This is a genomic window from Pantoea sp. SJZ147, from assembly GCF_007828605.1.
Classification (GTDB): Bacteria; Pseudomonadota; Gammaproteobacteria; order Enterobacterales; family Enterobacteriaceae; genus Pantoea; species Pantoea allii.
Genome location: NZ_VIVB01000007.1, coordinates 77,736 through 98,897, shown reverse-complemented (window position 1 = coordinate 98,897; position 21,162 = coordinate 77,736). Strand labels below are relative to the sequence as shown.

The following is a 21,162-nucleotide window of genomic DNA, read 5'->3' as shown; positions in this document are numbered from 1 at the left end:
CATGGACATTCCCACAGGCTAGCGGATGGGAATGTCCATACAGTGACTAACTTGCCATAGCATAGGGAAATAATAAACGATCGGGCTCCACCCGGCGCTGGCGGCGCAGCTGGCCTGGCGTCACCATAAAATAGTTTTTAAACGTCCGCGTATAGGCCTGCTGGGTATCAAACCCATAGCTCATCGCCACCTGTAAAATCGCCTCGTTACTGTTGAGCAGCGTTAAGGCCGACTCGGTCAAACGACGCTGACGAATATACTCGGCCAGTGAGAAGCCGGTGTGCTGGCGAAATAAACGCTGCAGATGCCAACGGGAATAGCCCGCCCGGCGCGCCACTTCGTCCAGATGCAGATCGTGTCCTAAATTGCTTTCTATCCATTCCAGCAAACTACGAATAAACTCGCGCTGATTCATGGTGTTCTCCTGGTTAAAGCAGATGTGCAGGGAACACACTTTAGCGCGCTAAATTTATCCCTTAATTAGCGAAAACTTAGCGCAGAATTAGCAAAGCGGTAAAATCGTCCGTTTCAGGGTGCATTATCACCCTCTGACCGGGCGCGCAACGGCATTTTGCTGCACTCGCCATGCCAATAATTCTGCGCTAATAATCCAGCGCTACACTGTTGCCATTTTTCGGGGGGCGTCATCCATGCGCGTGTTGTTGGTCGAAGATGATGAAATGATCGGCGCAAATCTGCAGCAGGCGCTGGAAGCGGCAGGCTGGTCAGTCGACTGGGTGCGCGATGGCGTTTACGCGCAAAACGCCTGGAGCGAAGGTGGCTACAGCTGCGTACTGCTCGATCTCGGCTTACCCCGCGACGACGGTTTGCAGGTGCTGCGGCGCGCGCGGGCGCGCGGCGATGCCACGCCGGTTTTAATTCTTACCGCCCGTGATACGGTCGCCCAGCGGGTGCAGGGCCTGGATTACGGTGCGGATGACTATCTGCTTAAGCCTTTTGATCTGCAGGAAGTGATGGCCCGAATGCGGGCAATTACCCGCCGCCATCATGGCTCTGCCGATTCGCTGCTGGGCAGCGGTGATGTTCAACTGGATATGCTGACACGCGAAGTGCTGTACAAAGGGCAACGTGAGCAGTTAACCGCGCGTGAATATGCCCTGCTCTATGCGCTGCTGGAACGGCCCGGTGCCATCCTGTCACGCGAGCAGTTGGAAAACCGTATTTATGGCTGGGGTGAAGAAGTCAGCAGTAATGCAGTGGATGTCTTAATCCACGGGATGCGGCGCAAGCTGGATAATGATGTGATCCGCAATGTGCGCGGACTGGGTTGGCGGGTACCGGCAATATGAAAATTTTTATGCGATCGTTACGTAATAAATTACTCAGTACGTTACTGGTGATTCATTTGCTGATGATTGGCGGCGTGGCCTGGTACTTTTTCAGCTGCTACGGTGAAATGGTTGGCGTCATCAAGGATGAGCAGTTAGCCAAGCTGGCTGATGCCTGGTCAGTGAACCGCGAAATCCCCCCGCTGATGCCGCTTATTGCGCCCGCACACAAGATTAAAAGCGCCTTCGTGATTCAGCTATGGGACGCCAAAGGCCAGTTACGCTCCAGCTCCTGGCCTGAACTGCATGCGCCGCTGCAGGCTGAAAACGGCTATAAAGATGTGCAGATTGGCGGTTGCCACGACTGCGAATGGCGCATTTACACCCGCTCCGGCCAGCCGGGCAGCGAGATAAAAACCATTCAGGTGATGCTCAATCTCAGCTACATGAAAGAAATGATGGTGAGACGGGCGCTGTCAGCCATTATTCCGCTGATTTTAATGATGCCGCTGTCGTTGCTGGTGATCTGGCTGGTGGTACGCAAAATCACCCGGGATTTGCGTGTTGCCTCGCGTGAAATTGCCGCGCAGGACGCTCATCACCCACACAGCGTTTCCCCTGAAAGCCTCCCGGACGAAATTCAGCCGCTGGTCGCCGCCTATAACTCTTTGCTGGATAAGCTACGTGCCGCCTGGTCTTCACAGCGTCAGTTTATGGAAGATGCTGCTCACGAACTGCGGACGCCGGTCACGGCGGTCACGCTGCAGCTGGAAAACCTGCGTCAGCACATTCAGCCTGGCGAGGCCAGCCGCCAGTTTGCGCAACTGGAATCCGGCGTCACCCGTACACGTCACCTGGTCACCCAGTTGCTGAATATGTCGCGCTGGGAAGATCAGTCCGTCGTTGCCAGCGTGGAAAATATCGCGCTGGAAGATGTGCTGAAAGAGAGCATTGAGCAGCTCATGGTCGTGGCCGATAAGCGCGGTATCGATATCGGCTTTAGCGGAACCACGCACTACCATTTGCAGGCCGGACGTTCAGAGCTGCGGAGCCTGTTTGACAACCTGATCGGCAACGCCATGTTGCATACGCCCGAAGGCAGCCTGGTGGATGTCCTGCTGCATCGGGTGGCGGGACAAACCGTGGTGGATATCGTTGATAACGGCCCGGGTATGCCTGAGTCCTTTATCGAACGCGCGTTTGACCGTTTTGCCCGCTCACCCGATGTAAAAGCACAGGGGAGCGGTTTAGGTTTGTCGATTGTGCGCAGTGTTGCGCAGAAACATCAGATCCACGTTGCCCTGTCCAACTGCCTGACTCCGCAAGGTGACCGCTGCGGTTTTCAGGTGCGCGTCACCTTTCCTTAATCCCCGTCGTTCGAACCGGAACCCGACAACGTAAACGGTTGCCTGGTTCCGTTCGCCCCCAGCAATATTGTGATTCAAGTCACAATATTGCTGAATTGTTATGCAACACATTTTGACAAATGTGATCAAAAGCTATTTTCTATCTCATTGTAAAAGGCACGCTATGCTAACTAAAAAAATGCGGCCCAGATACTTCACCGCCCAACCTTTGGGATTGATTTCCAAACAGCGCGCAAACGATTGTCTTGCGCATAAGAAACCAGTGGTCAAAATACAATGAAATTTAAAACGTTAATGGCAGGTGCCCTGCTGGCAGGCTCCTTAAACGGTGCAGTGCAGGCTGCAGAAAACGATCCCCAGTACGTTTCCGACTGGTGGCATCAAAGCGTCAACGTGGTGGGCAGCTACCACACCCGTTTCGGACCGCAGTTCAATAACGATGTGTATCTGGAATACGAAGCTTTCGCGAAAAAAGACTGGTTTGATTTTTACGGCTACGTTGATCTGCCAAACTTCTTTGGCGCGGGCAACAGCAATGCTAACGGCATTTTCGACCACGGTTCGCCGCTGTTCATGGAAATTGAGCCACGTTTCTCGATTGATAAACTGACCGGCACCAGCCTGGCCTTTGGTCCGTTTAAAGAGTGGTATTTTGCGAACAACTATATCTACGATATGGGCCGTAACAGCGCTAACCGTCAAAATACCTGGTATATGGGTTTGGGCACAGATATCGATACGCACAGCGATATCGGCCTGTCACTTAACGTCTATGCCAAATACCAGTGGGAAAACTACGGTGCGGCGAATGAAAACAGCTGGGATGGCTATCGCTTCAAAGTGAAATACTTTGTGCCGATCACGACCCTGTGGGGCGGTAATCTTGGCTATGTTGGCTTTACCAACTTCGACTGGGGTTCAGACTTACGCGATAAGTCGGGCCCGATTCGCACCAGCAACGCTATCGCCTCCAGCCATATCTTGTCACTGGGTTACGCTCACTGGCACTTCTCAGCCGTTGCACGTTATTTCCATAACGGCGGTCAGTGGGGAGCCGGTCAGGAGTTAGGATTTGGTGACAGCGCGTCTGAAATCAAGTCTACGGGCTGGGGTTACTACCTGGTTGCTGGCTATAACTTCTGATTGCTGGCACGACCCTAAAAAAACGTTGAGGCCTTCCTGAAGAAGGCCTCTCGTCTTTTCAGGCTTCATGCCGTGCATTACGCGTCGGATTTCACCACGTTGATGCGCCATGGGATATTGAATTTATCAATAAACATAGCAAAGCCGTTTGACCAGAAGGTTTCCTGCCACGGCGTGGTGACTTTCCCGCCCGCAGACAGCTTCTCAAACCAGGCTTTACCCTGCTCTGCATCGTCTGTGGCCAGACTCACGGCATAGCCCGCATGTTCTGAGGCCGGTGGCTGGTACGGATTACCGTCACTCATCATCAGCTCGCCCTGACCAATACGCAGATGGGCATGCATAATCTTTTCAGGTGGCAGCGGCGGTGCGGATCGATCGCCGACCTGTTCGCCCTGCTCCGGATTATCGCCAAAGGTCATTTTTTGCAGCAGTTGTCCACCCGTTGCCTGCAAATAGAATTCCATCGCTTCTTCACAGCGACCATAGAGAAACAAATAGGGACATACTTGCATTATTACCTCGATACCGGTGAGTAAAGTCTTTCTTATACAGAGATAATAAGTGTAGACGACAGGTCGGGGATAACGATGATAACCGGGAAAATCTTCATCATTCGGATTATTTACCTGGCAGATAAAAGCGTTTCCCCCTGATATTTTTACAACCAGAACAGGGCCAGAAAAAAAGAATAGTTTGTCTTGAATAACCTTTCGGTATTGTTTTATTCGCAATAATCACTATTTATTACTTCTGATAAAGCCTTTATTTATAGCCAGTTAAAGAAAAAACCGTTCGCCAGAATAACGAACTTCGCCAGAGCTGTTCCATTTAAACCGTTTTTCTTACTTCAGGCACCAGCCTGGCTGGCCCTGAAATTTTCAGACTCAGTAACGTCATACGCTAAATAAGCGAAGCGGTAAGACAGACAGCTGCTTAATTATATTGAATCAGCTGGTTCATTATTTTGCTCATGTTTTATACACATTATTCTTTATTCCTTTCAGTACCTTCCTGCTAAATATTTACCACCCAAGTGCCGATAACTGTGTTCTTAATTCATTATTCGGAACTGTGTAATGTCGTTAAAAAAATCTTCACTCCTGGTTCTCTCGTTCCTGTTGATTCTTTTCCTTATCAGTATATCGGTCAGCATCTGGTTACTGGCTCGCAGTAACGCATCATTGAATGCCGTGAATAAAGAAATCCGTGTGGTGCTATCGGTTATCGATCCCATCAATCACAGCCGCACGTTACGCGTACGCCTGATGGAGTACATGAAGGAGATTGAGAGTGACGGCCCTCAGGCCACCTCGTCGCTGGACAGCGTGAAAAGCGTGGCCGCAAAAGCCGATGCGGCCTTCCAGGCTTATCTGAGTGCGCCGCGTATTCCCGGTGAAGAGGCCGACGCCGACCGCTATCGCCAGGCCTATTTGGCTTACCGCAATCAGGGAATTCAGCCTTTAATTGAAGCCGCCGAAGCCCGCGATCAGACGCGCTTTAAAAACCAGATCGCCAACGTAGTGCGCCTTGACCGGCAGTATGAAATTGTCCTGGACCAGGTGCTGGCCCAGCATGAGGCTTACGCGAAGAAACTGAACACGGATGCCCAAAGTAACTTTTCATCCGGGATCACACTGCTCATGGTATTTGGCCTGTTATTCCTTGCCATCATCATTGCGATACTGATCTTTGTGAGACGCTATATCTTATCGCCGCTGAATAACGCAAAAGCGCACTGCAGCGAGATTGCGGCAGGCGTGCTCGATCATCCGGTGCCGGTCAACGTCGGCTCACGGAGCGAGATTCAGCAACTGATGGGTTCAATGGAGCAGATGCGGACGTCCCTGACGGACATCATTATCCGGGTACGTCACTCTACCCACGCGGTGTCCTGTGCTTCCCAGGAAATTGCCAGCGGAAATATCGATCTGGCGTCCCGTACCGAACAGCAGGCCGCAGCGCTAACCGAAACGGCGGCCAGTATGGAGCAGTTGGGGGCAACGGTTAAACAGAACACGGACAACGTGTTTGAAGCCTGCCGTCTGGCCAATGAAGCGGTACAGAATGCGGAAACCGGCGAGAACGTTTCTCAGCAGGTGATCGTGTCCATGGCAAAAATCAACGAAAGCTCGAAAAAGATCGAGGACATTACCAGCGTCATTAACAGCATTGCCTTTCAGACCAATATTCTGGCGCTGAACGCGGCAGTCGAAGCGGCGCGCGCCGGTGAGCAAGGCCGAGGGTTTGCGGTGGTCGCCGGGGAAGTACGCAATCTCGCGCAGCGCAGCGCCGTGGCCGCCAAAGAAATTGAAGGCCTGATTGCCGAATCGGTCGCAACGATACGCGTCGGGTCTGATCAGGTCAGCCGCACCGGCGAAGCGATGAATGCCATTATCGCCTCGGTCAGCCGGGTTAACGAACTGATGGACCACATATCCACCGCGTCCGATGAGCAGCATCACGGTATCAGCCAGATTGAAAAGGCGGTAACCGAGATGGATGGCGTCACTCAGCAAAACGCCGCGCTGGTCCAGGAATCGGCTGCCGCTGCCGCCTCGCTGGAAGAGCAGGCGCAGCATCTTACCCACGCCGTTTCTGCTTTCCGCCTGTCGGGCGCGTAAAACGGGCTCCCGCTCTGGTGATAATGCCAGGGCGGGAAACAGCTGTGTTGCCGGGCGGGGTAAGGCACTGAATGACCCGGCTGACGTCTGCCTTTACCGCTGCGCCCGTCAAGATACCTGCTGACTGCGCTTTTTGCCCTCACCGGCTCGTGCGCCGTTGATATCTGCAGTCTTGCCGTCTGCCTGAAAAGCCGTGCCAGTCAACCTTGCAATATGCGTTGCTAAAAATTCATCACTATTCCTGTCGGCAAGAATCAGGTAATTGATTATTCTGCTGCTTCACGGCTCGCTAATGGGCAATTATTTCAAAACACATCACGGCCTGTAGTGGGAATGGCAATCATCCTGATATGAGGTTCACCTTACATGACATCCGCCTTCATCACAGGGATGGCACCGTCGCCGGCATCGTCGACCGCCAACACCAGCTTAGCTGAGCGCATTGATGCGCTACCTTCCTCTGCCGGCTTATGGCGCTTTATCTCGCTCCTGGCGCTGGGAGGCTTCTTTGAACTCTACGATCTGTTTGAAACCGGTTATATCAGTACGGGCTTGCTGGCAGCCGGTATTTTCCATGCGGGCAGCGCCGGAATACTAGGCATCACCGATCAGGCGGCATTTGCCTCGGCTACCTTTCTCGGGCTGTTTGTCGGTGCCAGCCTGCTCACGCCGTTTGCCGATCGCTTTGGCCGTCGGCTGACCTTTATCTGTGCCCTGGCCTGGTACGGTGTGTTCTCACTGATCATGGCTTTTCAGCACAGTGCTGAGATGGTGATCCTGTGCCGCTTTTTAGTGGGGATTGGGTTGGGCGTGGAGCTGGTGACCATCGATACCTATCTGAGTGAATGGGTGCCCACTCACTTGCGTAACCGGGCGTTTGCCTTCTCGTTTTTTATCCAGTTTTTATCGGTGCCCGCCGTGGCGTTAATGTCATGGTGGCTGGTGCCGCAAAACATTCTTGGGCTGGAAGGCTGGCGCTGGGTGGTGATTGCCGGTGCGGTCTGCTCACTGGTTATCTGGCTTGTTCGCAAAAATCTGCCGGAATCGGCACGCTGGCTGGTGCAGCAGGGACGCCTTGATGACGCTCATCAGGTGATGTCAAAAATGGAAAAACGTTGCGGCATCGCCCCAGGCCTGCCGCTGACGACGTTAACGGGCGCGGCAAGCCGACAGGAAAAGAGTCGTTTTCGTGAGATTTGGTCATCCCGCTATCGTAAGCGCACGCTCATGCTGGTGGTAATGAACTTCTTTCAGGCGATTGGTTTTTATGGTTTTGGTAACTGGCTGCCGGCGCTGCTGTCAGGCCAGGGGACATCCATCACCCACAGCCTGCTGTATGCGTTTTTTATTACGCTGGCCTATCCGATTGGATCGCTGATTTGTGGCAGCTTTACCAGCCAGCTTGAAAACAAATGGCAAATCGTTCTCTCTTCGCTGATGACGGTGGTGTTTGGGACGCTGTTTGCCCTGCAAACCAACCCGGTATTGCTGATTATTTGCGGTTTCCTGATCACCTTCTCGAATGCCTGGCTGACCTGCAGCTATCATGCCTATCAGACTGAGATTTTCCCCACGCACATCCGCGCCCGCGCGGTGGGGTTCTGCTACTCATTCAGCCGGTTGTCGACCGCGTTCAGCAGTATTTTAATCGGTGTGATTTTGCAGTATGCGGGAACACATGGGGTTATCGTGTTTATCGTCCTGAGTATGCTGATGGTTATGCTGTCGGTGGGCCTTTTCGGTCCGAAGACGCGCGGTATCAGGCTGGAAAACATCTGAATATTCAGCCTTCCCCCTGCGGGGAAGGCTGAAACACTGCGGTTTACTTCCCTTCTAACACCTTGATGTCCGCATTACCCTGACGATCTTTGACGTCTTCACGCAGTTCGGCCACCTGCTTCGCCGTCACGTTATCCGTGGCATTATTGCCCCAGCTGCGGCGAATAAAGTTCACCACGTCCGCGACCTGCTGATCGTTCAGACGCCAGCCAAATGCTGGCATGGTAATGGTCGAAGGCGCGCCGTTGACGCCACGTAATTCCCCCCCGACCAGCACGATGTGAATCAGCGAGGTGGGATCGTCCGCCATCACCACAGGATTGCCCCGCAGCGCAGGATAAAACCGTTTGTAGCCGCTGCCATCGGTTTTATGGCAGGCTGCACAGCTGTCCACATACGTCGCGGCACCCGTCTGGCTGTCATCGCCCTTCCACAGGGCTTTGGCGGCGGCGTCATCCGTGCTAAACGCGACCTGATGCGGATCTTTCGCGCCCAGCGACTTCAGATAACGGGCAATTGCCGTGATGTCTTCCTCTGTCAGGTGCTGCAGGCTGTGATCGACAACGTCCACCATGCCGCCAAATGCCGCGGTATGATCGTTACGGCCATAGCGCAGGAACTGGCGTAAATCCTCTTCACTCCAGCGGCCCAGGCCATCGCGGTTATCCCCGCGCAGATTGCTCGCCGTCCAGCCGTCAACCGGCGCACTGCTGCCCGCCAGATAATCGGTGCCCTCGGTGTTATTTAATGCTTTTTCCTGCATGGTGACGCTACGCGGCGTATGGCAGGCACCGCAGTGGCCCAGACCTTCCACCAGATAACGGCCACGCGCCAGCGTCGGGTCCTCCTGCGCGGCTGGCTGGAACGCCTTCACGTCCGGTGCAAACAGGCTGCGCCAGATTGCCAGCGGCCAGCGCATGGACAACGGCCAGGGGATATCACTCTCTTTGTTGGCCTGACTGACAGGTGCGACGCCGTGCATGAAGTACGCATACAGCGCCTTCATGTCCTCATCGCTGACCACCGCATAAGAGGGATAAGGCATGGCGGGATAAAGCGTATCGCCGTTTTTTGCCACGCCGTGCCGCACCGCTTTCTGAAAGTCGTCGTAGCTGTAGTCACCAATTCCGGTCGCTTTATCCGGCGTGATATTGGTGGAGTAGATAGTGCCAATCGGCGTCGCCATCGGCAATCCACCCGCAAAGGGCTTGCCGCCGTCACTGCTGTGGCAGGCGACGCAGTCACCCGCGCGGGCCAGATACTCGCCGCGTTTTATCAGATCGCCAGTAGGCTCATCGGCCAGGGCAACAAAGGTAATACCGCCCAGAATCAGGGCTAAAATGCCGTTTTTCATCGCCATCTTCCTTATGCCTGTACCAGTGGGCCTGGGTTTTTCAGGTACTGTTCGCGAATCGCTTTCGCTGACCAGTAGGTCAACGCCGCCACCATACCGGTGGGGTTATATCCCAGCCCCTGCGGAAACGCCGACGCGCCAGGCACAAAGACATTCGGCACATCCCAGCTTTGCAGATAGCGGTTGACCGCGCTGGTCTCAGGAGACTCGCCCATAATCGCCCCGCCGCTGATGTGCGTGGTCTGATACACGGTGGTGTCGAAATGCGTGCCGGGTTTTTTGGCCCCGCCAATGATCATTTTGGGGTTCATGGCTTCGGCGATCTTATGCATTTTCCCCACCATAAACTGCGCCATCTTGATGTCGTTGTCCTGCCAGTCGAACGTCATACGAAGCAGCGGCTGGCCGTAGGCATCTTTGTAATTTGGGTCCAGGTCCAGATAATTCGCGCGGTAAGACTGGTGCGCACCATGTGCATCCATCGAAAGATGGTGCGTGTAGGTATCAGCAACGGCGGCTTTCCACTGACTGCCCCAGTTTGGCGTGCCGGTTGGCGTGGGCAGACCCGATATCGGTTTGGTGCCCGCCTGGTTCACCCAGAACGGCGACCCGCCGACAAACCCGTGTGGACCGTGATCAAAATTATCGGCATTGAAATCATCCACGGCGACACCGGCCCCGCCCGCCCCAATAAAGGGATTGGTGGTGGTGTTTTTATCGAACAGCGCTTTAAGCGTCGAGAGGTTCTGATAGGCGAAGTTGCGCCCTACCGTGCCTTCGTTGGTGATCGGGTTGTAAGGTTTGCCGATGCCGGACAACAGCATCAAATGGACGTTATGGAACTGGAAAGCAGACAGGATGACCAGATCCGCCGGTTGCACCTGCTCGCGCCCCTGCGCGTCCACATAGGTAACGCCGGTCGCGCGCTGCTTATCTTCCGTGAGGTTGACGCGCAGCACGTAAGAATTGTTGCGCAGCTCAAACTTTGGCTCCTGACGCAGTGCAGGCAAAATATTCACATTGGGCGATGCCTTGGAATACATATAACAGGCGTAACCGCTGCAGTAGCCACAGAAATTGCATGGCCCCATCTGAGCGCCGTACGTGTTGGTATAGGGGCCAGAGGTGTTCGCCGACGGCAGATCGTAAGGGTGATAACCTACGGACTCGGCGGCCTGTGCAAACAGCTGAGCCGACCAGGTGCGCTTTTGCGCGGGCAGCGGAAAGTTGTCAGAGCGGTCGGGAGCAAACGGGTTACCGCCTTTGTCTTTGCCGACGACCTTGCCCTGAATACTCCAGGCACTACCGGAGGTGCCAAACACTTTTTCAGCTTTATCAAAAAACGGCTCCAGCTCCTGGTAGTCGACGCCAAAGTCCTGAATCGTCATGCCTTCAGGAATAAAGTTTTTGCCGTAGCGCGCCTCATAGTGGCTACGCAGCTTCAGCTCTACGGGATCAACCCGGAAATGGACACCTGACCAGTGCAGGCCTGCGCCACCGGTTCCGGTGCCGGGCAAAAAGGCCGCCAGCTGGCGATAAGGTACTGCGGTCTGCGAGGCATCGTGACGAATCGTAACGGTGCTTTTAGACAGATCCTGGAACAGCTTTTTGCGAACGTTGTAGGTCAGTTCATCAATAGACTGTGGGTAAGAACCATCGGGATAGGTGTCACGATGCGGGCCGCGCTCCAGCGCCAGCACGTTCAGGCCCGCCTCGGTCAGCTCTTTAGCCATAATGGCGCCCGCCCAGCCAAAACCCACAATCACGGCATCGACTTTGTTTAATGCATTCGCCATGCTCAGCTTCTCTCCCCACGAATTGACACCGACGGGAACGGATAACGTTCACCGCGCTCTACCCAGTCCATAAAGTCGGCGCGTGCGCCAGGGAAGTTGATCAGCTTCCAGCCCACCATGCCCTGATTACCGCCGTGGATGGGATCGCTAAAGAAACCTTCGCGGGTGTTCTGAAGTAAATAAGAAAAAAACACGTTGGCGGGCAGCTGACTGAAGTTGGCTTTACCGCTCTCCATGTTTTGTAACAACGCGTCCTGCTGCCCGGCATCGAGTTGGGCAAATACTTTAGCGTGCTGCTGCTTGCTGTACTGGTCCGCATCAGCCAGGCCAAGACGGTAAATCTGTTGCGGCACCAGCGGCAGTTGATAACCCATTTCTTTGGGTAAGTCGGGATTAAACGGGCCCTGCATATACCAGTTCGCGCCGGTGGCATAAGGTGTATTCATCTGGCGATCGATAAACTCAGGCACGCCAGCTTCCAGCGCGCCGGGGCCTCGTTCATCGGCAGGAATCAGACGCGCAACCGCAGCCTTAATAAAGGCAAATTCTTCGGCGGTAAACCAGGTGGGCTGATAATCGCGAGCAGACGGAGTTTCGGCGGGTGCGGCCGCCTGAGCGGGTGCAGAAAATGCACCGAATGCGCTACTGCCTACCGCCACTGCGGGCGCCAGGGTGATGGTCTTCAGCAAAAAATCCCTGCGTGAATGACCCTTTTTCTGGTCTGACATGACATTGCCTCATCACCGCATCAACTGCGGTACGAAAAAGAGAAGTGAGTGCGTTGTAGTGGTTTTTATCTGCGGATTTCGGGTACAACCAACTGTTACCGGTAACAGTTGGCGCAAGTGTAACACCATTACCAATAAACATTTAGTTTAAGGAAACAAAAAAGCACAATTCCATTAACATATATTTTGTCGATGTCATGTTCAGAAACAACAGGCTACAGACAGATAGCCGTTTAAACGTTATAAAAGCGATTACACAACAGCGGAGTACCTATGTTTAAGTCTTTCTTCCCGCGACCGGGGCTGTTTTTCAGCACGGCCGCCATTTGGAGTTTGCTGGCCATTTTTGCCTGGTTTGGCTTCGCCAGCGAGTTACCTGGGCATTTTTGGCCTGCTTTTCAGGCGGCAATGAAGCAGCCATTACCCACGACGGTGATGCGTTTTATTGCACCGAGTGAATTGTGGTTTTATGCCTATTACTGGCTGATGGTCGCGATCTTCGCGGTCGCCTGGCGGCTGGCTGATAACCATCCCTGGCAGCGCTGGTCGGTATGGGGTTCGGCACTGATTATTTTTGTTACCTGGTTTGGGGTGCAGGTCGGTGTTGCAATTAACGCCTGGTATCAGCCCTTTTACGACCTGATCCAAAAGGCATTAACAAAACCAGGCGCAGTACCGATTAGCCAGCTCTATTCTGAAGTTGTGGGCGTAGCAGGCATTGTTATGGTGGCTGTGGCAATTGGCGTAATTAATGCCTTCTTCATCAGCCACTGGGTATTTCGCTGGCGTACTGCCATGAACAATTACTATATGCATCACTGGCAGCGCTTACGTCATATTGAAGGCGCAGCCCAGCGTGTGCAGGAAGATACCATGCGCTTTGCGGGTACTCTCGAGGGCTGGGGCGTCAGTTTTATTCAGGCTATCATGACGCTCATCGCCTTTTTACCCATACTGGTTCAGTTGTCGCATCATGTAAAAAGCGTACCGATTCTTGGCTCCATACCTTATGCACTGGTCATTGCCGCCGTTGTCTGGTCTGTACTGGGAACAGGACTATTAGCATTAGTCGGATTAAAGTTACCAGGCCTGGAGTTTCGTAATCAGCGGGTAGAAGCCGCTTATCGTAAAGAACTGGTTTACGGTGAAGACCATGCCGATCGCGCCACGCCGCCGACGGTAAAAGTGCTTTTCGACAATGTCAGGTTGAATTACTTCCGACTCTACTTTCATTATCTGTATTTCAATATTGCCAGGATGTTCTATTTGCAGATAGACAATGTCTTTGGCCTGATTATGTTGTTTCCCTCAATCGCCGCCGGAACCATAACGCTGGGTCTGCTAAACCAAATCAGCAACGTTTTCGATCAGGTGCGCAGCTCGTTCCAGTACCTCATCACCTCGTGGTCAACATTGGTTGAACTGATGTCTATCTATAAACGTCTGCGCAGCTTTGAGCAGATTCTGGATGACGTGCCGCACGGTGAGATGATGCGTGACGCCTCTGAAGACGTGTCATAACCTGAGATCTTCGCCTGCGGCGGATTAGCGCAGCAGGCGAATCATCATGCGTTCAGCGTCATGCACAGGATGCTGCCAGGCCATGCTGGCAGCGCTTTGCGCCATTCCGGCGGTTTGACGCTGACAAACCGTGCTTTTCCGTTGACAGCGATCGCCAGACTGGGAGCCGTCTTAGCGGCCTTCCGGGTGATGCTGATACGTTTTCGCCTTTATCCCCCTGACCTGAGTCACGCTCTCCTCACCTAAATCGGTGATGTCCTCTCACATCCCCTGGCGCCTGACAGGGCTACGGCAGCCTTACCGTTTCACGCGTTGACGACCGTTCGGGGTAAGCGTGTTTATCACCTTGCTGCTACTGGCAGCAAAACGTTTCCCGCATGACGCCGTTACCGGTGCAGCAAGCGCGTTAGTGTGTTTGAAATTCAGGCAAGCGCCTGATGCAGGCTGAAATGATTATTGCGTGCTTAAAAAGGTGAACGTCTGGCAGGGAAACAAGGATGGGAAAGGATAAGACGGAAACGGATATGCACCCACAAACGCCGCCAGGACGCCCAAAGGCGTCCTGTCAGCACACAACTTCCAGCATTATTTCAGCAGTTCAGCCGTCATATGTACGCCGTTGTTGGTGTTGGCTTCGGTGATTTTATAGGAAGCACCAGCTTCTTGCGCCTGCGCAGCAATTTTCGCTTCGGTGCTGTCCAGAGTAGAACCGGTCGCGGTCACAGTTTGCGCGAAGCCTGCAACAGGAAGTACGGCAAGGGCGATAACAGCAGCAAAAGTTTTGATAGCTTTCATGATTAATTCCTCGGTCTTTTTCAGTTTAATTAAGGCGTTCTGCCTTGTGTGAAAACATAATAGGCCGAATCTTGATCAGAAAAAAGCAGAGGGTTTTGCTTAAGTTGTTCAATAAAACTGAAAGTAAAGAGCACGTTTAGCTTGGTTAAAACACAAAAGGTTAAAAAACCAGGATAAAATAGAAAGGCAGCATATATTGCTGCCATAGGTCCACTCAACCGTGATGCCTGACGCGCGTATATATCGTGAGCGCCGCCACCAGCATCAGCGCGCTGCTGGCAAGAAACACACCGCCCGCGCCGCGAAAATCGAACATCCAGCCTCCTGCAGCCGCGCCCACCGTGATGGCCAGCTGTATGGTCGCCACCAGTAAACCGCCGCCGGATTCGGCATCGTCAGGCACCGCTCGTGAAATCCATGTCGACCAGCCCGTCGGCATCGAACCAAAGGCCAGGCCCCAGAGCGCAACGCCCACGGCGACCAGCCCACCCACATGACCAAACCCTACCAACAGTGAGGCTGTGATGCCCATCAGCAAGGCCATTCCGCTCAGCGTCAGTGACACACTACGTGTCACCAGATAACCAGCCAGATAGGTGCCCAAAAAGTTGGCGATGCCGAATGCCAGCAGCACCAGAGAGAGCTGGCTAAGGTTCAAGCGTGCCACGCTTTCCAGGAACGGACGCAGATAAGTGAAAAAAGCAAAGTGGGCGGTAAACATGATGATCACCGCCAGCATTCCCCAGCGCATGACATTAATCCGTAGCAATGACAGCACGCCGCCGCTGCGCGTGTTGCCTTCCACCGGCATGGCGGGAAGCGTGAAAAACTGCCACAGCAGGGAAGTCGCCCCCAGGCCCGCCGTAAACAGAAAGATAGCGCGCCAGCCGACCAGCCCACCCAGATAACTGCCCAGCGGCGTCGCTATGATGGTCGCCAGTGAAATACCACTAAAGACGATGGAGAGGGCGCGCGGCACCTGATCGGCGGGCACCAGCCGCATGGTAATGGCGGTCGACAGCGTCCAAAAACCGCCGATTGCCACGCCAAGCAGGACGCGCGCCAGCAAAATGACGGTCAGATTGGCGGCAAAGGCCACCATCAATGCCGAGACGATGAGGAGTAGTGAGAATGCCAGCATCATCACCCGGCGATCGATACGTCCTGCCACGCTGCCTACGGTCAGGCTGGTAAAGAGTGCAATCAGGGCCGTGACGGTAACGGTTTGCCCTGCCAGCCCTTCTGAGACATTAAGGCTGTGTGCTATCGGCGTCAGCAGGCTGATCGGTAAAAACTCTGCGGTGATCAGGCTAAACACGCCAAACGCCATCGCAAAGACGGCCCCCCACGCAGGACGCGTGGATAAGGAAACCTCATCAGCCACGTCGGTGTTCAGACTCATGTTGCTTCTCCGGATAAAAAAAGTAGTGCTGAGCATAGAGGGGAAGAGCAAGACGATCTATGATGGTTACACCGTTATTTTTGATAATTCGTCTGGATTCTGCCATGAGCCGTTACGATGAGTTAACCAGTGAGTTGCTAATGGGCATGCGCCTGTACGGCGTTAACTACCAACGTATTGCCGTCAGCGCCCCGTTTGGCTTGCGCTTTAACGCCTCGCCGGGACGTGCCCAGTTTCATTTCGTGGGCCGCGGTACGCTGTTGGTGCGAGGTGCATCCGGCGCACTCTTCACGCTCAACAGTGGCGATGCCCTGCTCATCCCACACGGTAAACCGCACAGCCTGCTTTCCAGTGAGGAGGCGGACTGTCAGTGTATTGACTCCCTGGCAAGCAAACCGATCTGCGACAGCATCTGCGCCATTACCGCGCCCGCGGATGCCTGTGAAGATGACCACAGCGTCTTGTTATTCAGCGCCAGCATGGCGTTTGAACTGGGCGGTATGCAGCCTTTAATCAACACCATGCCGGACGTCATGCTGGTCAGTACGCTGCTGTCGCAATATCCGGAGATTCGCCCAATGCTGGAAGCGATGGAACGAGAGTCCCGCACCCGACATGCGGGCCATGCGGGCATCCTTTCGCGTCTGGCGGATGTGGTCGCTGCGCTGGTGGTGCGTGGCTGGGTGGAGAATGGCTGCGGGCAAAGTAGCGGACTGGTACAGGCGATGCGCGATCCGCGCCTGAGTCAGGCCATTGCGGCCATGCACCGTTCGCCAGGCGAGAACTGGACGGTAGAACGTCTGGCGCGCGAAGCCGGAAGTTCACGCTCGGTGTTTGCCGAACGCTTTCTTCATGCCACCGGTATGACGCCGCTGCGCTACCTGACCGAATTACGTATGCGACTGGCCGTCAAGCGCATCGTCAATCATGGCGAAGCGCTGGAAACGGTAGCCTTCGATTTGGGGTACGGTTCGCTGGCCGCTTTTAGCCGCGCGTTCAAACGGATTATCGGACGGTCGCCGGGTGCGCTGCGTGCCGAGTACGTGAGCACGCAGGCAGCCGTGTCTTAGCGAAATACGCTTATCGCTTCCACCAGCCGGTTAGCCTGGTGAGTCATGCGACCCGAGGCTTCCGCGCTTTCCTGTACACGGGCGGCATTTTGATGGGTGATATCATCCAGATCTTCCACCGCCGTGCTCACTTCACTCAGCGCGGTGGACTGTTCGGCGGTCGCGGCACTGATTTGCGCAATCAGAGAAGTGACATTCTGGACCTGCTGCACAATGTCCTGCATGGTATGGCCTGCTGCGCCCGCATGCTCATTGCCTGAACTGACCCGGCTGGCACTGGTTTCAACCAGCGCTTTGATCTCGCTGGCGGCTTTTGCACTGCGCTGCGCCAGACTGCGCACCTCACCGGCGACGACGGCGAATCCTTTACCCTGCTCGCCCGCTCTGGCAGCTTCGACTGCGGCGTTCAGTGCCAGAATATTGGTCTGAAAGGCAATGCTGTCGATCACGCTGGTAATACTGGCAATGCGCTGTGAGCTGTCAGCAATTTCCGCCATCATTCCCATCATTTCTTTCATTACGTCACCGCCTTTAATGGCAGCTTCGCTGGTGTTAACCGAGAGCGAATTCACTTCCTGGGCGGTCTGCGTATTGCTTTTCACCGTGGCGGTCATTTCGTTCATGGTCGCGGCCGTTTGCTGCACGTTGGCTGCCGCCTGTTCGGTACGCCGGCTCAGTTCGTTATTACTGCGGGCAATGGCATCACTGGCACTCAGCACATTAATGGCCTGGCCGCTGACATCATCCACTAACCAGCGAAACATCAAACCCAGCTGTCCAATGGCTCGAAGCGTCATGCCCACTTCGTCGATGCGATCCATCTGCTCAACCTGGTGACTGGCACCGGTTGCCACCCGCAGCGCCTGCTTACACATGCGCTCAATGGGACGGGAAATCTGCTGTTCGAGCCACAGGCTGACCAGCAACAGCAGGCAGGCCATCCCACCAGCAAATCCGCTCAGCGCCAGCGGCGAGACGCCCATTGCCCACACACCGGCTACTGACAGCGGCAATACAGCCAGTAAGGCGGTACGGATGCGCCAGCGCAGCGGCAGCGTTTTCAATATCGACCCCAGACGACGCCAGCCGCTGCGGACAATCAGCCCTTTATGAAACTGGCGACCTTTCGCGCGTCCTTCGCGGAAATCGCGATAAAGCGCTTCACACTGCTTCACTTCCTGCGCTGAAGGCTTGGTGCGCACCGACATATATCCCTGAACGTTGCCATCACGCACGACCGGAATGGCATTCGCCCGCACCCAGTAATGGTCACCGTTTTTACGTCTGTTTTTCACCAGCGCCGTCCAGGGCTCGCCCTGTTTTAAGGTTTCCCACATGTCTGCAAACGCTTCTGGCGGCATATCCGGGTGGCGCACCATATTGTGCGGCTGCCCTTTTACCTCATCAGATGAAAATCCACTGGCCTCAATAAAAGCGTCATTGGCATAGGTGATATAACTGTTGAGGTCGGTGGTAGACATCAGCGTTGCATGATCGTCATAGACATATTCACGCTGAGAAACAGGTTGGTTGTTACGCATAGGCGTCCTTGTTAGTACCAGTCAGACTTGCACCAGAAGCATTAATGAGTGAATGTTAAAAGGTAAAGATTACCTTTTTTTATGTTTTCGGCACTTGCGTAATGACTCTTTAGTGCTACACGTAAATTTGTTGCATTAAAAAAGCCGCTTTATCGCGGCTTTCTCTGTTTTTAGGGGATCGGATACATCACGTCGGCTGAGCTTACTTTGCGGCTACTGGTTAGCACACAGCAGGTTTACTGGGGTTTTGCGCTAAAAGGCACGCCAAATCCATTCACTTTCAGGCGTGCCAATGCGGTTTTCATCATTTACTGCTTATGAATTCAGCTCAGATCGATATTGCGCATACCGAACCACCACGTCAGTAAAAAGCCGCTTATCCAGGCGACGATCAATCCTCCCAGATAAACCGCCATGCCGGCAAAAATACCCTGATGGGAGGTCATCAACGGCAGCGTGACCAACCCAGAGGGGCCAAATACCGTATTCATGCCCACCGGCAATCCCAGCCACGCCACTGAGCCAATGAAAAATCCGCCGATGGCCCCACCGCCGCAGGCCGTGATAAAGGGTTTAAGGCGCGGCAGCGTCACACCATATATGAGCGGTTCACCGACGCCGAGTAAGCCCGGTACGATGGCACCTTTTATCTGGGCACGCAGCAGTGCACCTTTTTCTGCTTTGCACCAGAGCGCCAGCGAGGCCCCGACCTGACCTGCACCAGCCATGGCCAGAATCGGGAACAGTGAATTAAAGCCCTGGGTTTCCATCAGGGCAAAATAGACCGGAATAAAGCCCTGATGGATGCCAAACATTACGGCAATTAAAAACAGTCCGGCCAGCAGTGCGCAACCAAACGGATTGTTATTGAGATGGATAAACAGCCACGACATGCCCTTAAACAACTCGCCGCCTAACGGCATGATCAGCAAGTATGTCAGCGCGCCGGTGATCAATAAGGTCAACAGCGACGTAAGAATCATGTCCAGATTGTCCGGGATGACCTTGCGCAGTTGTCTTTCCAGCCAGCCGCCAAACATGGCCGCCAGCAGGACGCCGATAATATTGCCGCGCGGATCGATCGCCACGCCAAAAAAGCTGTCCATGCCGCTGTAGTAGCCGACTTTCGCATCGGGCACGTAGCCCAGAATAAACAGTGACGCGATGATGGCCCCGTTTACACCCGTGCCGCCAAAGGCTTTTTGCGCATTGTAGCCAATCAGAATGCTGAGAAAGGTGAACAGCCCTTTGCCAAACACTTTCATATAGGCCACGCCCTGAATTAACCAGGCAGGATGATCGCCAGGCGTGCTGAGGTGAAGACTTTGCTCAATCAGCGTGGCAAACCCCAGCAGCAAACCTGCGGCGATGAACCCAGGGATGAGCGGGGTAAAAATGGTGGCGAAGCGCGCCAGAAACTGCTGCAGCGCGCCGGTCTGTCTGGCTTTTATTTGCTGTTTTTGTTGCGCGGCGACCTGCTGCAAAACCGGTGACTCGCCCGGCGCCTGCGCCAGTATTGTCAGCATTCGTTCTGCCGCCGTCTGCGCTTTACCGGGACCGAGCACTATCTGTAACTGATTATCGCTGTCGATGACGCCCAGCACACCAGGCAGGCTTTTCAGCCGGGCAATATCGGCCTGGTTGTGTTTCAGCGTCAGTCGTAAACGGGTCATGCAGTTGCCGCATACGGCGATATTTTCCGCCCCGCCAACCGCCTGCACGATAGCGTGCAGAAGTGCATCGGTCATTTTTGCCATCAGCGTGCTCCCGCATCCTGTAAAGCCTGGCGGATAAAGCCTTTGTGCTGAGCAAGCAGCGCGATCGCCTCGTCGGCAGTTAATCCTGCCAGCACCATCAGAATGGCGGTTTTACAGTGTCCGCCACAGGCCGACAGCGCCGAGCGGGCGCTGGCTTCATCGCAGTCGGTGGCCTGCATAACAATGTTCACCTGACGCTGTACCAGCTTCTGATTGGTGGCCTCAACATCGACCATCAAATTGCCGTAAACCTTGCCGCTGCGAATCATCGCCCCTGTGGTGAGCATATTCAGCACCAGCTTCTGTGCAGTCCCGGCCTTCATGCGTGATGAACCCGTGACCACTTCTGGCCCCACCACTGGCGTCAGCGCAATATCGGCGACCTGCGCCATCTTGCTGTGGGGATTGCAGGTCAGCGCCACCGTGGGAGCAGCGCATTGCCGGGCATAGTCCAGTGCGCCTAACACGTAGGGCGTCCGTCCGCTGGCGGCGATGCCAACCAGCACATCGTCGCGGCTGAACTGGATATCTTTCAGATCCTGAGCGCCTTGTTCCACATTGTCTTCCGCGTTTTCCACCGCCTGTAGAATGGCCTGATATCCCCCGGCAATCAGGCCAATAACCTGCTCGCGTGGGGTTCCGAATGTTGGTGGGCATTCACTTGCATCAAGAATTCCCAGCCGCCCGGAGGTCCCGGCACCACAGTAAATCAGACGGCCACCCGCGCGGAATGCGGCGCAGATAACATCCACCGCGCGCGCAATCGCCGGCACAATGGCCTCCACGGCCAGGGCGACTTTTTTATCTTCATCGTTGATCACCCGCAGCATCGCCTCGGTGCTCATTTCATCAATATGCTGGCTGGCTGGATTACGCCCTTCAGTGATCATCTGACTGAGATCGATTTTCACGATCGTCCTCCACAGGAATAATTTATTCTGAATATTTTTAACACAACGAATGAATAATTCATCCTTTGCAGACGTTTTTTTCTTT

The 21,162-nt window shown here is 54.4% G+C and carries 17 protein-coding genes; 7 read left to right on the top strand and 10 right to left on the bottom strand.

What is annotated here, in order from left to right:
• Positions 1-46: 46 nt before the first annotated feature.
• Positions 47-415, bottom strand: a complete 369-nt coding sequence (locus FBY13_RS11780; RefSeq protein WP_014606915.1) for a helix-turn-helix domain-containing protein — start codon at positions 413-415, stop codon at positions 47-49.
• Positions 416-650: 235 nt separating this feature from the next.
• Here FBY13_RS11780 and FBY13_RS11775 point away from each other — a divergent pair, with 235 nt between their 5' ends.
• From FBY13_RS11775 to FBY13_RS11765, 3 genes are all read left to right on the top strand, one after another.
• The gene (locus FBY13_RS11775; protein WP_063878033.1) at positions 651-1,310 is read left to right on the top strand and encodes a response regulator; all 660 of its coding nucleotides are present in this window, start codon (positions 651-653) and stop codon (positions 1,308-1,310) included.
• Positions 1,307-2,656: a HAMP domain-containing sensor histidine kinase gene (locus FBY13_RS11770; protein ID WP_109716756.1), complete on the top strand. Its 1,350-nt coding sequence runs from the start codon at positions 1,307-1,309 to the stop codon at positions 2,654-2,656. Before FBY13_RS11775 ends, FBY13_RS11770 begins: the two co-directional genes overlap by 4 nt.
• Before the next feature lie 276 nt (positions 2,657-2,932).
• Positions 2,933-3,799, top strand: coding sequence for a nucleoside-specific channel-forming protein Tsx (locus tag FBY13_RS11765; protein ID WP_063878031.1), 867 nt, complete (start codon positions 2,933-2,935; stop codon positions 3,797-3,799).
• A 77-nt stretch (positions 3,800-3,876) separates the two neighbouring features.
• Here the strand turns inward: FBY13_RS11765 and yjdN are convergent, their stop codons facing one another.
• Positions 3,877-4,314, bottom strand: coding sequence for a VOC family metalloprotein YjdN (gene yjdN, locus FBY13_RS11760; protein WP_063878030.1), 438 nt, complete (start codon positions 4,312-4,314; stop codon positions 3,877-3,879).
• 564 nt (positions 4,315-4,878) lie between these two features.
• Between yjdN and FBY13_RS11755 the strand changes: the two genes are divergently transcribed.
• Both FBY13_RS11755 and FBY13_RS11750 read left to right on the top strand, forming a co-directional pair.
• A complete protein-coding gene (locus FBY13_RS11755) occupies positions 4,879-6,423 on the top strand; it encodes a methyl-accepting chemotaxis protein (protein WP_109716757.1) in 1,545 nt (514 codons plus the stop codon).
• Between the two features lie 366 nt (positions 6,424-6,789).
• The gene (locus tag FBY13_RS11750; RefSeq protein ID WP_172897555.1) at positions 6,790-8,202 is read left to right on the top strand and encodes an MFS transporter; all 1,413 of its coding nucleotides are present in this window, start codon (positions 6,790-6,792) and stop codon (positions 8,200-8,202) included.
• Between the two features lie 43 nt (positions 8,203-8,245).
• Here FBY13_RS11750 and FBY13_RS11745 read toward each other — a convergent pair whose 3' ends face one another.
• The 3 genes from FBY13_RS11745 to FBY13_RS11735 are packed head-to-tail and all read right to left on the bottom strand — an operon-like array spanning position 8,246 to position 12,080.
• Positions 8,246-9,556 (bottom strand): cytochrome c, encoded by a 1,311-nt coding sequence (locus FBY13_RS11745; protein WP_145394221.1) that lies wholly within the window; start codon positions 9,554-9,556, stop codon positions 8,246-8,248.
• 11 nt (positions 9,557-9,567) lie between these two features.
• Entirely contained in the window at positions 9,568-11,352 is a 1,785-nt protein-coding gene (locus FBY13_RS11740) for a GMC family oxidoreductase (RefSeq protein WP_063878026.1), read from the bottom strand.
• Between the two features lie 2 nt (positions 11,353-11,354).
• The gene (locus FBY13_RS11735; RefSeq protein ID WP_096011396.1) at positions 11,355-12,080 is read right to left on the bottom strand and encodes a gluconate 2-dehydrogenase subunit 3 family protein; all 726 of its coding nucleotides are present in this window, start codon (positions 12,078-12,080) and stop codon (positions 11,355-11,357) included.
• 273 nt (positions 12,081-12,353) lie between these two features.
• Here FBY13_RS11735 and sbmA point away from each other — a divergent pair, with 273 nt between their 5' ends.
• Positions 12,354-13,601, top strand: a complete 1,248-nt coding sequence (gene sbmA, locus FBY13_RS11730) for a peptide antibiotic transporter SbmA (RefSeq protein WP_145394220.1) — start codon at positions 12,354-12,356, stop codon at positions 13,599-13,601.
• A gap of 585 nt (positions 13,602-14,186) precedes the next feature.
• On the opposite strand, the gene FBY13_RS11725 is transcribed toward sbmA, so the two are convergent.
• Together FBY13_RS11725 and FBY13_RS11720 are read right to left on the bottom strand one after the other, a co-directional pair.
• Entirely contained in the window at positions 14,187-14,396 is a 210-nt protein-coding gene (locus tag FBY13_RS11725) for a DUF1471 domain-containing protein (protein ID WP_096011394.1), read from the bottom strand.
• A 214-nt stretch (positions 14,397-14,610) separates the two neighbouring features.
• Positions 14,611-15,798 (bottom strand): MFS transporter, encoded by a 1,188-nt coding sequence (locus FBY13_RS11720; RefSeq protein WP_063878022.1) that lies wholly within the window; start codon positions 15,796-15,798, stop codon positions 14,611-14,613.
• Between the two features lie 104 nt (positions 15,799-15,902).
• Between FBY13_RS11720 and FBY13_RS11715 the strand changes: the two genes are divergently transcribed.
• Complete coding sequence (locus FBY13_RS11715; RefSeq protein ID WP_063878021.1) at positions 15,903-16,868, top strand: AraC family transcriptional regulator; 966 nt, start codon at positions 15,903-15,905, stop codon at positions 16,866-16,868.
• On the opposite strand, the gene FBY13_RS11710 is transcribed toward FBY13_RS11715, so the two are convergent.
• From FBY13_RS11710 to murQ, 3 genes are all read right to left on the bottom strand, one after another.
• Positions 16,865-18,409, bottom strand: a complete 1,545-nt coding sequence (locus tag FBY13_RS11710; RefSeq protein WP_145394219.1) for a PAS domain-containing methyl-accepting chemotaxis protein — start codon at positions 18,407-18,409, stop codon at positions 16,865-16,867. The two genes, FBY13_RS11715 and FBY13_RS11710, sit on opposite strands and share 4 nt — an antisense overlap.
• Positions 18,410-18,732: 323 nt before the next feature.
• Positions 18,733-20,166 (bottom strand): PTS N-acetylmuramic acid transporter subunit IIBC, encoded by a 1,434-nt coding sequence (gene murP / locus FBY13_RS11705; RefSeq protein ID WP_145394218.1) that lies wholly within the window; start codon positions 20,164-20,166, stop codon positions 18,733-18,735.
• Positions 20,166-21,077, bottom strand: coding sequence for an N-acetylmuramic acid 6-phosphate etherase (gene murQ / locus FBY13_RS11700; RefSeq protein WP_145394217.1), 912 nt, complete (start codon positions 21,075-21,077; stop codon positions 20,166-20,168). Before murQ ends, murP begins: the two co-directional genes overlap by 1 nt.
• Positions 21,078-21,162 lie beyond the last annotated feature (85 nt).